Here is a 14,157-nt window from a genome sequence, read left to right on the forward strand (position 1 = left end):
ACGCATGGCCTCTCCGGTACTTCTCAACAATATCGACCACCGCGACCTGCGTGTCGCGGTCGGTCATCACGCGCGCTACGGCGATGCGATCAACCAGACGCGCGTCTTCCCGGGCGAGTTCGAGGAGCTGCAGCGCGATTATGCAATCCTGCTGCGTCGCGACGAACAAGGCGTCCTCTTCGCGACCGTCCTACTCGGGCTCGATCCCGACGAGAACCTGTTCCTCGACGGCGAGAACTGGGACGCGCGGTACGTGCCTGCGGCGCGGGCGCGTGGTCCGTTCTCGATCGGCGTCGATGCCCATGGCGAGCCGATGATCCATGTCGACCCGGACCATCCGCGCATCGTCGACACCGGGGAGCCGGTGTTCCGCGAGCTTGGCGGGAACGCGCCGTTGCTCGATCACGTCTCGGCGATGCTGCAGCGCATCTATATCGGTCTGGAGACCGAGAAGGCGATGTTCCACGCGTTTGCCGCCGCCGACCTGCTCGAACCCGCGACGTTGCAACTCGATCTCGCCGATGGGCGTCGGTACGACATTCCCGATCGCTTCACCGTCGATGCAGGGCGCCTGGCTGCGCTCGACGGCGACACTTTGGCGCGTCTCCACCACGACGATTTTCTGCGTCCGGCGTTTTGGATCGCCTCGTCGCTTGGCAACCTGCGTCATCTGATCGATCGGAAGCTGCGGAAAGAGCTTCATGGCTGAGAGCTTGCGGGTATCGCGACGGGTGCGCGAGATCGATCACACCGATCTGCTTGATCTGGACGCGTTGATTGCGACCGACGAGCCGGTGATCCTGCGCGGGCTCGCCGCCGACTGGCCGCTGGTTCAGGCCGGACGTCGGTCGCCGCACGAGGCTGCCGCCTATCTGCGCGGGTTCGATGCCGGGCGCCCCGTCACCGGCTATGTCGGCGATCCCGCGATCGCCGGGCGCTTCCATTATGACGAGACCGCCACCGCGATGAACTTCACGGCCGAGCGGATCGCGCTGGGCGACTTCCTCGATCGCGTGCTTGGTCATCGCGGCGATGCCACGCCACCGGCCTATTATCTCGGCTCCACCGATCTCGACACCTATCTCCCCGGCTTTCGCGCGCACAATGATCTGGCGCCGCACGGTGACGTGTTCGATCGCCACCCGCCGCTCGCCAGCATCTGGATCGGCAACCGCACGATCGCGTCCGCACACCATGACATGTCGAACAATGCGGCGGTCTGCGCAGTTGGGCGGCGGCGCTTCACGCTGTTTCCACCGGACCAGGTCGCCAACCTCTATCCCGGCCCGCTCGCGCCCACCCCAGGTGGGCAGGTGGTGAGCATGGTCGATTTCGCTGCCCCCGATCTCGATGCCTATCCGCGCTTCGCCGCCGCGCTCGCTGCCGGATCGGTGGCGGAGCTGGCAGCCGGCGACGTCCTCGTCTACCCGGCTTTGTGGTGGCACCATGTCGAGGCGCTCGACGACTTCAACGTGCTGGTGAATTATTGGTGGAACGCGGCGCCCGCCTTCATGGATACGCCGATGGATACGCTGCTGCACGGTCTTCTCAGCCTTCGCGACCGGCCCACGCAGGAGAAGCGCGCATGGCGCGCGATGTTCGACCATTATGTGTTCGGCGATGCGGAGGCGGTTGCCGCACATCTGCCGCCGCCCGCACGCGGACCGCTCGCACCGCTGGACGAACCCGGCGCACGGCAGTTGCGCGCCTATCTGCTGCACAGGCTCAACCGATGAACGATGCGTCTGAGCCGCCGCGTACCCGCATCGTGGTCGCGGGTGGTGGCACCGCCGGATGGATCGCCGCCGCGGCGATCGTGCGCCAGCTCGGATCGCTCGTCGCCGTGACGCTTGTCGAATCAGACGAGATCGGCACCGTCGGCGTCGGCGAATCCACGATCCCTACCGCGCGCAGCTTTCACGCGTTTCTCGGCATCGACGAAGCCGCCTTCATGCGTGCCACGCAGGCGACCTTCAAGCTTGGCATCGCGTTCGAGAACTGGCGCCAGATTGGCGACCGCTATTTCCATCCGTTCGGCAGCGTCGGCAGGTCGGTGGCGATCGCCGACTTCCAGCATTTCTGGCTCGAGGCGCGCGCACGCGGGTTCGGTGGCGCGTATGGCGACTATTCGCTCGAGCAACAGGCCGCCGGCGCGGGCCTATTCGGTCACGACGAGCAGCATTCGCTGGCCTATGCCTATCACCTCGACGCGACCGCCTATGCGCGGTTCCTGCGAAGCCTGGCAGAGCCCTGGGGCGTGCGGCGCGTCGAGGGACGCATCGAGCGGGTCGAACGAGACGGCGAGGGGGGCGATATCGCCGCGCTTGTCCTGGCATCGGGCGAGCGGATCGCGGGCGACCTGTTTATCGACTGCACCGGCTTCCGCGCGCTCCTGACCGAAGCCACGCTCGGGACGGGCTACGAGGATTGGTCGGAATGGCTCGCAACCGACCGGGCACTTGCCGTGCAGACGGAGACCGTCGCACCGCCGGTACCCTACACGCGCGCGATCGCGCACGCTGCCGGCTGGCGCTGGCAGATCCCGCTCCAGACCCGGACGGGCAACGGTCTCGTCTATTCCAGCCGGCACATGAGCGATGACGAGGCGCACGCGACGCTGATCGGCGCGTTGGATGGCCGCCCGTTGTTCGAGCCGCGACCACTGCGTTTCCGCTCAGGCATGCGACGGCAGGCTTGGAACCGGAACTGTATCGCGCTGGGTCTCGCGGCGGGGTTCATCGAGCCCCTCGAGTCGACCAGCATCCATCTCATCATGAATGCGGTGATCCGTCTGATCCAGCTGTTCCCATTCCGCGGCGACGATCACAACGCACTTGCTGCGCGCTACAACGTTCAGTCGCGACACGAGTGGGAGCATGTGCGCGACTTCATCATCCTGCATTACCACGTCACCCAACGTGACGATTCCGACTTCTGGCGCGACTGCGCGCGGATGACTGTTCCGGATAGCCTGGCCGAGCGGATCTCGCTTTTCACGGCGACGGCTGGCGCATGGCAGGGACAGGACGACCTGTTCAGGATCGATTCCTGGGTTTCGGTCATGCTCGGGCAAGGCGTCGTGCCGCGCGCACATCATCGAATCGCGAGCATCATCAAGGCGCACGACCTGCAAACCTCCTTTGACGATCTCTCCAGAGGAATAGCGGGTACGGTTCGGACGCTACCGCGACATCATGATTTCCTCGCGCACTATTGCCCGGCGTCCGGCTGATACTTCGGGGGGCCGCAGGGCAAAACGAAGATGGGCACCAATTTCAGAGACAGCGCCGCATTTGCGCATGAGCGGCGGCGCATCGGCGGTAGCAGCGAGCGCCGGCGCAGGGGGCGTTATCGCGTCAGATCGGTGAGCAGCGAGCGGTAATAGGTGATCGCCAGCGGGATGTTGTCGATCGGTGTGCGTTCGTTGAGGCCGTGGCTGAAATCGTCTGATTGCTTGATGAACGTCGGGCTGACACCGTAGCTCGGCACGCCGACCGAGCGGTACCACATCGAATCGCTCGCGCCCGCGGACATGCTCGGGAACACGGGCACGCTGGGCCGGATCTTGCCCATCGCGGTCTTCACCGCATCCGTCAGGTCGGCGCGGAGCGGCGAGGCGTCGGTCGGGTTCGACCCTTCGGTAACGTCATTGAACGTCACGCCGGGGTCCGCGGCGACCTTGGCCAGTTCGGCCATCACGGTCGCGGGTTTGACGCCCGGAAAGATCCGGCAGTTGATATTGGCGGTGGCGCGCTGCGGCAGCGCGTTCAGCGCATGCCCGCCGCTGATCATCGTCGTGACGCAGGTGGTGCCGATCTGGCCGACATAGCCGGGATTGGCGGCAAGCGTCTCTATCGCCGCCTGATCCTTCGGGTTCGCCGCAAAAGCGCGCATCGCCGAGCCGATCGCGGGCGTCTGGCGCGGGGCGACGCCCTCGAAATAGCCCTTGGTGATCGGCGACAGCTGCGGCGCGAACCGGTAATTGCCGATCCGGACGAGGGCGGCGGACAGTTCGTTGATCGCGTTCACCTTGCGCGGCGCGGACGAATGGCCGCCGGGGTTCGTCACCGTCAGCTGGAAGTCGGCATAGGTCTTCTCGGCCGCGCCGATCGTGAAATATTCGGCCTTGCCGTTCTCCGCGTACAGCCCGCCGCCGCCGTCGATGTTGAGCGCCATCTCGGCGTTCTTGAGCGTGCCGGCGATCAGCGACGAGGTCTTCATCACCGTTTCCTCGTCGCCGGACAGCGCCAGGACGATGCCGCGTCTGGGTGCGAAGCCTGCCTTTTTCATGTCGAGCAGCGTGGCGATCGCGAGTGCGGCGTCGAGCTTCATGTCGGTCGCGCCGCGGCCATACAGATAGCCGTTCTCGACGACCGGCGTGAACGGATCGCGCTGCCAGTCGGCGGGTTTCGCCTCGACCACGTCGATATGCCCGGACAGGACGATCGGCTTTAGCGCCGCGTCGCTGCCTTTCCACGTCGCGATCAGATAGGCGGTATCGTCGACCGGGGTGACGGTCACGTCGCTTGCTGCGAAACCGCCGCCGACTAGCACCGACTTCAGATACGCGGCCAACTGCGGCGTCTGGTTGCCGGGGCCGCGGACGCTGCGGAAGGCAATCATTTTCTTGGCAATGGCGAGACCGTTGTCGGCGGCGGTCTGCGCCTGAGCGGGGAGGGCGGTCATCGCGGCGGTGCAGGCGAGAAACAGCTTGAGCTTGGACGTCATCTTCATCTTTCTTTGAAATCTTCCCCCCGGCAGGGGGAGGATCGGAAGGGCGTTCCGGTCTAGAATTTCGCGCCTGCGCGTAGGCCGATCGTGCGCGGCGTGCTGGTGACGATATAGGTGCGCTGCGAACACGTTCCACATTGCTGGAACCGCGACAATTGCGCGCGTTCGTCCCAGAGGTTCTGGACGAACAGTTCGAGCGTGTAGCCGGACAGGTCGGCACCGATCGAGGCATTGGCGGTCGTGTACGCCTTGAGTCGCCCGAGCGTGCCCGCTTGGAACGTGCGAATGTCCGCCGACGCCGAACTTTGATGCGCGACCAGCCCTTGGATATACGCCTTCGCGGTGCCTACCGGGACGCTGTAGCGCGCCGTTCCACTTGCCTTGAAGCGCGGCGTGATTGGCAGGCGCGTTCCCTTCACTGCCAATACCGGATTCTCCTCGCCGCCGCAGGGCTGTCTCGCGCACAGATCGTTGCGCGTCTTCGCATCGGTATAAGAGGCCGCCGCGGTCAGCGACAGCCCGCCGGTGGAGAAGTTCGCATCCGCCTCCGCGCCCCTGATCCGCGCGTTCGGCCCGTTCTGAATGATCGTGAAGCTGTTCGGTCCGAGGAACGAGAACTGGAACTTGTCCCAGGCCTGCTGATAGATCGCGGCGTTGAACCGGAGACGGTCGAACAGCGTCGTCTTCACGCCGAGCTCGTAATTGGTCAGGAAGTCCGCGTCATAAGGTGCGACGTCGCCGCGGCGGTTGATCCCGCCCGGCCGGAAGCCGCGCGAGAAGGTGGCATAAACCATCACCTTGTCGGTCGCCTTGTACGTCAGGTTGAAGCGGTAGGTGGCACCTTGTCCTTCCGTCTTTTTCGGGATCAGGCCGGTGGTCGTGTACGTCGCCAGGTTGGTGCAGGGCGACCCGGAGACCGCCGCGGGCAGCAGCGTGGAAGTATCGCCGCCGCTCCGATACGCCTCGCGCAACGTCTGGCCATTCGCCAGATAGCAGCCCGCGACGCCGGTCAGGCTGCTGCCCGCGGCGTTGAATGGTGTCGCGCTATAGGGCCGGCCATCGTCGGGATCGACCGCGGGATTACGGCCGAACCCGTAGAACCCGATCAACGAATTGTCGTAGATATAGGCACGGCCGCCCGCGGTCGCGGTCAGGTTCGGCAGGATGTCGAAGCTCGCCTCGCCGAACATGGCGTAATCCTTGTCGACGCGCTTCTGCTTGGTCAGCCACAAGGTGCCGGGCGCGCCGTTGACCGACACCGCGGTGCCGAGATTGGCGATCTGGTAATCCTGGAAGATCGCGTTCGTCTGGCGCTGGTAGAAGGCGCCGGCGACGATCCGGAACCGGTCCTCGACGGGCGATGCGACGCGCAATTCTTGACTCGTCTTCTTGAAATGATCGGTGCCGATGATCTTCTGCCGCGGATCGATCGTCCGCCCCGCATTGTCCTGGTAATAGAAATAGCCGGCGAGCCCACCGACCGACGAATAGGCGGAATCATAGGCCTCTGCGTAATCGGTATAGTCGCTCGACGTGTACGTCTTCCGATCGAGATACGCACCGGCATAGGTGACGTCCCAGTTGCCGACCTTGCCCTCGATCGTCAGCGCGCCCTGGATAAAGCGGTCGCGGCGGAATTCGGGGAAGAAATGCTGGAGCTGGAGGTCGCCGACCTTCGGATCATAGCCATAGGTGCCGTGGTTGCGCTGTTCCTGGTACAGCACGGTTGGCGTCACGGTCCAGTTGCTGTCGAGATCGACCTTCAGCGCGGCGCGGCCGCCATAGGTCTCGGTGTCGTTATAGTTCTTCTTCACGAACGCGGCATTGTCGACGACCACGCCGCCATTCGCCGAGGTGCACGAGGTCGGGGTGGGTTCGGGCAGATAGCTGCGGCATCCGGCGACGTTGTCGATGAAGCCGGCGTCGCGCTGGTAGAAGCCGACCACGCGCAGTGCCGCGGACTGCGACAGCGGCATGTTGAGCATGCCCTCGATCTTGCTGCCGATCCCGCCAGACTTGACGCTGTTCACCGCACCATCGACGCGGCCGTAAAAGTCGCTCGTGTCGGGCTTGTTGGTGATGATCCGGATCGTCCCCGCTTCGGACGATGCGCCGTATAATGTGCCCTGCGGCCCGGCGAGGCTCTCGATCCGCGCGATGTCGTAGACGTGGACGTCGAGCGTCCCGCCGATCGTCGTCACCGGCTGTTCGTCGAGATACGTGCCGACCGAGGGGAGCGGGCCCGAATGATTGCCGTCGCCACCCGATGCCACGCCGCGCATGTAGACGACGGTTGAGCCCGGCTGCGTCGTCTGGAACGACACCGACGGCAGCAGTTGCGTGTACTGGTTGAAGTTCGAGATGTTGAGATCGTCGAGCCGCTTGGTGCCGATCGCCTGGATGCTGATCGGGACCGTCTGGATATTCTGGTCGCGCTTCTGCGCGGTGACGACGATGTCGCCTTCATATTCCCCGGCCACCGGCCCGGTCTGCCCGGTGTCGGTCTGCCCGGTGTCGGTCTGCCCGGTGTCGGTCTGCGCCCTATCAGCCTGCGGCGGCGCGTCCGGCGCGGGAGCCGTCTGGGCGAACGCAGGCGCCACGACCGAAGCCGAGGCGAGCAGCGACGCGATCAATATGCGACGACCGAAAAGATGCATGCCCGTTGCCCCCACGACGATTTATGTCGGCAGAGTGTGTTGCGGCGCAACAAAGGTCAAACGAAGCTTGCGCGATCATGAATTTTTGTGACGCATCCGTGACGTTTTCGCCACGGGTCACGGCGTGGCGTCCAATCCCAGTGCCGCGCGCAGCGGTCCGAGCCACGCGTCATAGGGGCGCCAGGCATCGACGCCGTCGCGGTTGATCGGCCTGCGGACCTGTTCGGAACTGGCAGTCCGCACCGCGCGCTCGGTCTCATGGAACGCGAGACAGGCGGGCTCGAACGCCAGCCCGCAGGCGGCCAGCAACGCGCGGACCTCGGCCTCGGTATCCGCGATCAACGCTTCGTGATCGACGCGGTGGACCCGCCCCGGCAACACCGCGTCGACATGCGTCATCAGCCGCACATAATCGGTATAGTAGCGGCCCATATCGTCGAGCGCATAGCTGAACGCCTGCCCCCGCGCGTAATGCTGCTTGAAGTTCGAGAAGCAGCAGTCGAGCGGATCGCGGCGCGCGTCGATGATCCGCGCATTGGGCAGCGCGAGTTGGATCAGCGCGATATGCGCCCAGTTGTTCGGCAGCTTGTCGATGAAGAACGGGCGATCGGTACGCCGCTGGATCGCGGCGCGGCGCAGATACTGCTCGCCGATGTCGCGCGCTGCGTCGGCGGACAGCGTCGCCAGACCCTCGGGATAGGGTGCGATCCGGCGTGCCAGCGCGGGCATGTCGGGCAGTTCGGTCGTCCCCTCGACCAGGCTATGGCTTGCGAGGATCTGTTCGATCAGCGTCGAGCCCGCGCGGGGCATGCCGAGGATGAAGATCGGGTCGGGCGCATCGCAGCCCTCGCCCCGGCGTGCGTCCAGAAACGCAGGCGTCAGCAGCGCGATGCTGCGATCGACGAACGCACGCGTTTCGTCGGCGTCGTACACGATCCGCGTGCGGCGAAGTGCATTGCCCGCCGCGTAATGGGCGAACGACCGCACTGGATCGCGGCGATCCTCAAACGCCTTGCCGAGCGCGAAATCGAGATGGAAGCGGTCCTCGTCATCCAGATTGTCCCGCGCAAGCGCAGCCTCCATCGCCGCGATATCATCGTCATCGAACCGCACCGTCTTGAGGTTGGCGAGGCTCCACCACGCATCGCCGAGCGTCGGCAACAGCGCCAGCGCACGGCGATACGCGGCGATGCCGTCGTCGCGGCGCCCGACGGTCTTGAGCATATGCCCATAGCTCAGCCACACGCGCGGCTGGCCCGGTGCGTCGTGCAGTATCTTTTCATACAGCGCGATCGCGTCCTCGAACCCGCCGAGCCGGCCGAGCGCGGCGGCCTTCAGGTTCGCGTGCCCCGGATTGTCGGGCTCGTCGGCGATCACCGCGTCGAGCAGCGTCAGCGCCTCGGGCGCGCGGTTCTGGCGGTACAGCACGAGCGCGAGGTTCGCACGCGCCGCGGTAAAGCCGGGCGCCAGTTCGACCGCGCGGCGCAGCAACGCCTCCGCATCGCCGTACCGGCCGATCCGCCCCGCCAATTCGGCCAGCATCCGGATCGCGCGCGCATCGAACGGATCGCGCTTGAGATACGCCTTGAGCAGCGGCTCGGCGACGTGAAGCTGGTTGTCGTGCAGCGCAAGCGCGGCCTGCATGAGGTCGGCGGGCCAGCGGGGGGGCGGAATGGAAGCCATTATGCCGACTCTCCAAGGTGACCATGGCGTCGTCAAGCGCGCAGCTCCCCAGCGGCAGACGTCTGCTGATCAGTCATAGCCATCATTCAGGTCCGGATCCCCGCGCGCGCGCAAACGATCATCTTCAAGCCAGCAGCGTGAGGGCGACGTGACGAAGGACGTCGCGGCGCTGCGACGCTCCTTTGGGTGCCACCCAGCCATCTTTGACGAAATGCCCCCGAACTCGCGATGCCGAGATCGATGCGCTGCTTGACCAGCATGTCACATGTGCGGAACACCAGAGCCGCGCCCTGCTGCCGCTCGGTCTTCGCCGCCACGAACCGCCGAGAACCGTAACATCGACCGTCGCACTGCCTCGCCAATCGCCCGGGCATCGACCGAACCGTTCCCGTAACGCTGCACGAACAGTGTCACCTAGGCCGCCGGGATCAGTCGGACTGCGTGCTCGACCGGCTGCAGTTCACGCGCCCTGTGATGAGCACCCCCGCACACCTCCAGCGCCACCGTGCAACGCGGCTGCCGCCCGAAGAACAAAGCTGTTCGACACCCTCACTTTGGTGCCTCGATGCCGTCGGGGCGGCGTCCACTCCATCACCAACTTTCGCCATTTGCCTGGTGAAATCGTTGCACCGGACGCTGCCGTTGGCGGTTGCCGAATGGCTGATTCCGGGAAGCAAAACAGCGCCGTGGAGGTCTGCAACGGGGTCGTTTGAACTATCGACGGGCACCGGCGGCTTGCGCTGCAAGCAAATCTTTGCGGTCGCCGCTCTTTGGGTCATGGGCGGCAGGGGATGCCCTTCCGCTGCGTACGCTAACGATTACCGCAACCAAGCCGAGCACCGAGGCGCCGGCACCAGCCAGCGCCACGGCGGGGTAGCCCAGACCGGCGGCAATCACGCCGCCGCCCACCGCTGCGCCGATCGCATTGCCCAGATTGAACGCGCCGATATTCATTGCCGAAGCCAGATTGGGCGCATCGGCGGCCGCGTGCATGACACGGATCTGAAGCGGCGGAACCAGGGCGAAGCTGGCCACGCCCCACAGGAAGATCAGGATCGCGGTCGGCCCCTTGAAGGGCATCAGCAGCGCAAAGGCGATCAGGATCAGCGCGAGCGAGCCCAGCGTGACGATCAGCGTGCGGTCAACCGAGCGATCGGCGAAGCGCCCGCCCAGCCAATTGCCGACCGTCAGACCGACGCCATAGGTGACCAGCATCGCGGTGACGAACCCGAGCGAGGCATGCGTCACGTCGCGCAGGATCGGGGTGATGTACGTGAACACGGTGAACATCGCGCTCGCCCCGACGGCGGTCAGGCCGAGCGCGCCGAGAACCGGGCCACGCGTGAGGACGCGCAGCTCGGCCATCACGTTGCTATCGGACGGTGCGGGCAGGGCGGGCAGCGTCAGCCTGAGCGCCGCCATCGTGACGACGCCCAGCGCGGAGACGCCCCAGAAGGACGCGCGCCGGCCGAGATGTTCGCCCGCCCATGTCGCAAGTGGCACCCCGACGACATTGGCGATCGTCAGCCCCATGAACATCGCCGCCACCGCGCCTGCGCGCCGCTCGGCCGGCACAAGGCTGGCGGCGACGACCGAGCCGACCCCGAAAAAGGCGCCATGGTTGAACGAGGTCAGGATCCGGGCCGCCAGCAGCATGCCGTAGCTGCCCGAAAGCGCCGCCAACACATTCCCCGCCGTGAATATCCCAGCCAGCGCGATCAGCAGCGCCCGCCGCGGGACGCGGCCCGTCGTCAATGTCATCACCGGCGCGCCGATCACGACGCCGAGTGCATAGGCGCTGATGAGCAGTCCGGCGCTCGGGATCGATACGCCGAGGTCGCGGGCAATGACGGGCAGCAGCCCCATCGGCGCGAACTCGGTGACGCCGATGCCGAACGCACCGATCTCGAGCGCCAGCAAGCCTGGATTGCGCTTCATCGTTCGCCTCCTCAGACCAGTGGCGGGTTCAGGCGGGCGAAGCCCTCCTGCTGGTGATACGGGGTATGGGGGTAGGGCGGCAGGACGGCGCTGGCCGTATCGAGCACCGCGACCTGATCGGGCGACAATGCCCATCCGACCGCACCCAGATTGTCGCGCAACTGCGCTTCGGTACGCGCGCCGATGATGACGGACGCGACGGTCGGGCGGCGGAGCAGCCAGTTGATCGCGACCTGTGGTACGCTCCTGTCCGTCTCGGCGGCGACGGCTTCCAGCGCGTCGATCACGCGGTAAAGATGCTCGGACTCGACCGGCGGCGCGAACTGCTCGGTATCGTGCAGCCGGCTGCCTTTCGGGATTGGCCGGTCGCGTCCGATCCTGCCGGTCAGCCTGCCCCAGCCGAGCGGGCTCCACACCAGCGCGCCGACCCCCTGGTCGGCCCCGAGCGGCATCAGGTCGGCCTCGTAAGCGCGGCCGATCAGCGAATAGTACACCTGATGCGCGACGAGACGCGGCCAGCCGTTGCGCTCGGCAAGGCCTTGCGCCTTCATCAGCTGCCAACCGGGATAGTTGGACACCCCTGCATAGCGCACCTTGCCCGCGGCAATCAGGCTGTCGAGCGTGCCCATCACCTCCTCAGCCGGCGTGGAAGCATCGAACGCGTGGAGCTGCAGCAGATCGATATGATCGGTCCCGAGCCGGCGCAGCGAGGCCTCGACGGCGCAAATAAGTCGCCCGCGCGACGCGCCCCAGTCCTGCGGCCCGTCGCCCATCGGCAAGCCCGTCTTGGTCGAGATCAGCACCGCATCGCGCCGTCCCTTTATCGCAGCGCCCAACACGGTCTCGGATGCCCCGTTGGAATAGACGTCGGCCGTGTCGAACATCGTCACACCGGCCTCGAGGCAGGTATCGACCAGCCGGCGCGCCTCGGCCGCGTCGCTCTGGCCCCAGGCGCCGAACAGCGGCCCCGTGCCGCCGAACGTTCCGGTGCCGAAACTCAATGCCGGCACCCGCAGGCCCGATGATCCCAATTGCCGATAGTCCATGCGCATTTCCCTGACTGAGGTCTTGGCGCATAGATGGCCGATAGTACTGCGCCGGATAAGGTGACGGTACCGCGAAGGACTTTTGATATGGACGCAAAGGCGGGCATGGGCGCCGATCGTGCGCGGGCGCTGGAGATCTTTGCGGCGGTGATGCGCGAGGGCAGTTTTTCCGCGGCCGGACGGACGCTTGGCCTGACACCGTCCGCCGTCGCGCGGTCGATCGATCGCATTGAGGCGCGGCTTGGCGTACGCCTCCTGTTGCGATCGACCAGGGCGCTGACGCCGACGGCGGAGGGACAAGCCTATCTCCAGACCGCGCGACGCATCCTCGCAGACCTCGACGATGCCGAACAGCAGCTTGCCGACCAGGGCGCCCCCCGCGGCCGGTTGCGGATCAGCGCCGCGCTATCGCATGGGAGGCTCTGTATCGTGCCGCTGCTCGGTGAATTCGCCGCGCTATACCCCCACATTCTGGTCGATTTCGCGCTGAGTGATGGCATCGTCGATATCGCCGCCGGACAGGCGGACGTCGCGGTCCGGTTTGGCGCGCTTCCCGACAGTCCGCTGACCGCGCGCAAACTCGGCGAAAGCGGCCGGGTGATCGTTGCGGCACCGGACTATCTGGCACAATACGGTACGCCAGTCGTGCCTGAAGACCTTCACGCGCACAACTGCCTTAACTTCAACTTCCGCCGTACCGAGCCGATTTGGCCGTTCCGCCGGGATGGCGGGGACATCGTGCTGTCGGTGAAAGGGACTATCGAGGCGAACAATGGCGAGACGCTCGGCCAACTCGCGGCTGCCGGCGTCGGCGTGGCACGCGTCGGCGCGTTCAGTGTCGTCGACGACATCGCGGCCGGCCGATTGGTGCCCATCCTCGAAGACTTTAATCCCGGTGACGTCGAACTCATTCACGCGGTCTTCGTCGGTGGCAGCCAAACCCCCGCGCGCGTCCGTGTGTTCGTCGATTTCCTGTCCGAGCGCCTCGCCGATTGATCGCGACGCGCCCCGCCTGGCAATTTTCGCAATGCGTCAGCCATACCCCATTTTCGACGAAGCCGACGTTCAAGTCGTATCGATACAGCGCTAGACGAATAGAGTATCGCTGAGCGGACGACGGTTGAGGGGGAATGTTTATGCGGTTTCATCGAGTACTGACGGCGCTTCTGGTGCTATCCGCCCCCGCGACCGCGCAAACGTCGAAGGACCGGGCACGCGCCGTCGCGGGCGAACCGGCAAGGGCGGCGCAGCGGCTGACGCTGACGGACATACCCGTGCCGACCAGCAAGCCGACCGCGTTGTTCGACGGGCGTACCCTGAAGGGTTGGGCGCCTTGGCTCGGTTATGCCGACCCCGCGATTACCTACCAATCGAACCCGGGCACGCCGCCGATCGGTACCAGCCGAGATACCAGCGGGGACTTCGCCGTGCGCTCCGTGGACGGGGCTCCGGCGATTTGGGTGAACGGCAGGACCTGGGGCAGCCTCGTCAACACCGCCGACCTTGGCGACTATCACTTGCGGCTGCAGTTCAAATGGGGGGCGAAGACCTGGGCGCCGCGCGCGACGCTGCCGCGCAACAACGGGCTGCTCTATCATACCCACGGCACCGCCGGCGAAGTCTTCGGGACCTGGCGTCCGTCGGTCGAGTTCGAAATCATGACCGGATCGACCGGCATGATCGTCGCGGTGGGCGGCCAGGTGCGGGGGCGCACCGGCGTGACGTTCGATCCAGCGTTGGCCGAACCGCATCTTCGCTATCGCGCCGGGGGCCGCGAGATCGACATCGTCAACGGCACCCCGACCTGGAACGTCGAGGCCGCGACCGATGCCGAGCGTCCGATCGGCGCGTGGAACACGCTCGATTTGTATGTCGTCGGCGACCGCGCGGTGCATGTCGTCAACGGCGTACCCGTCGCCGAGGTGCACGACCTGGCAACGATCGCAACCGACGGCACGCGGCAGCCGCTGACGCATGGCCAGATTCAGCTGCAATCCGAAGGCGCGGAGACGTGGTTCCGCGCGATCACGGTCGAACCGATCACGACGCTTCCGAAGATCGTCGTCGCGGGACGGTAGACGTCCGGGCTTGCCGCGACGTCA

The 14,157-nt window shown here is 65.9% G+C and carries 10 protein-coding genes; 5 read left to right on the forward strand and 5 right to left on the reverse strand.

Features of this window, described 5'->3' with window-relative positions:
- Positions 1–4 precede the first annotated feature (4 nt).
- From ASE88_RS11690 to ASE88_RS11700, 3 genes are read left to right on the forward strand one after another with little or no spacing between them, the layout of a single operon-like run.
- A complete protein-coding gene (locus tag ASE88_RS11690; protein WP_056478247.1) occupies positions 5–709 on the forward strand; it encodes a SapC family protein in 705 nt (234 codons plus the stop codon).
- On the forward strand, positions 702–1,736 hold the full coding sequence (locus ASE88_RS11695; RefSeq protein WP_056478248.1) for a cupin-like domain-containing protein: 1,035 nt from the start codon (positions 702–704) through the stop codon (positions 1,734–1,736). The genes ASE88_RS11690 and ASE88_RS11695 overlap by 8 nt, the downstream gene beginning before the upstream one ends.
- Positions 1,733–3,232, forward strand: a complete 1,500-nt coding sequence (locus ASE88_RS11700; protein ID WP_056478249.1) for a tryptophan halogenase family protein — start codon at positions 1,733–1,735, stop codon at positions 3,230–3,232. Before ASE88_RS11695 ends, ASE88_RS11700 begins: the two co-directional genes overlap by 4 nt.
- A 116-nt stretch (positions 3,233–3,348) precedes the next feature.
- Here ASE88_RS11700 and ASE88_RS11705 read toward each other — a convergent pair whose 3' ends face one another.
- The 5 genes from ASE88_RS11705 to ASE88_RS11725 all read right to left on the reverse strand — a co-directional run bounded on the left by ASE88_RS11705 (position 3,349) and on the right by ASE88_RS11725 (position 12,055).
- The gene (locus tag ASE88_RS11705; protein ID WP_056478250.1) at positions 3,349–4,734 is read right to left on the reverse strand and encodes a M20/M25/M40 family metallo-hydrolase; all 1,386 of its coding nucleotides are present in this window, start codon (positions 4,732–4,734) and stop codon (positions 3,349–3,351) included.
- A gap of 53 nt (positions 4,735–4,787) precedes the next feature.
- Positions 4,788–7,388, reverse strand: a complete 2,601-nt coding sequence (locus ASE88_RS11710) for a TonB-dependent receptor (protein WP_056478251.1) — start codon at positions 7,386–7,388, stop codon at positions 4,788–4,790.
- 117 nt (positions 7,389–7,505) lie between these two features.
- Positions 7,506–9,071: a tetratricopeptide repeat-containing sulfotransferase family protein gene (locus ASE88_RS11715; RefSeq protein WP_235527918.1), complete on the reverse strand. Its 1,566-nt coding sequence runs from the start codon at positions 9,069–9,071 to the stop codon at positions 7,506–7,508.
- A gap of 714 nt (positions 9,072–9,785) precedes the next feature.
- Complete coding sequence (locus ASE88_RS11720; RefSeq protein ID WP_056478253.1) at positions 9,786–11,009, reverse strand: MFS transporter; 1,224 nt, start codon at positions 11,007–11,009, stop codon at positions 9,786–9,788.
- A gap of 11 nt (positions 11,010–11,020) precedes the next feature.
- Entirely contained in the window at positions 11,021–12,055 is a 1,035-nt protein-coding gene (locus ASE88_RS11725; RefSeq protein ID WP_056478254.1) for an aldo/keto reductase, read from the reverse strand.
- A gap of 87 nt (positions 12,056–12,142) precedes the next feature.
- Here ASE88_RS11725 and ASE88_RS11730 point away from each other — a divergent pair, with 87 nt between their 5' ends.
- Both ASE88_RS11730 and ASE88_RS11735 read left to right on the forward strand, forming a co-directional pair.
- Positions 12,143–13,051 (forward strand): LysR family transcriptional regulator, encoded by a 909-nt coding sequence (locus tag ASE88_RS11730; protein WP_055872857.1) that lies wholly within the window; start codon positions 12,143–12,145, stop codon positions 13,049–13,051.
- 173 nt (positions 13,052–13,224) lie between these two features.
- The gene (locus ASE88_RS11735) at positions 13,225–14,133 is read left to right on the forward strand and encodes a DUF1080 domain-containing protein (protein ID WP_235527919.1); all 909 of its coding nucleotides are present in this window, start codon (positions 13,225–13,227) and stop codon (positions 14,131–14,133) included.
- Positions 14,134–14,157: the final 24 nt, after the last annotated feature.

This window comes from Sphingomonas sp. Leaf38 (genome assembly GCF_001421825.1).
Taxonomy (GTDB): Bacteria; Pseudomonadota; Alphaproteobacteria; order Sphingomonadales; family Sphingomonadaceae; genus Sphingomonas.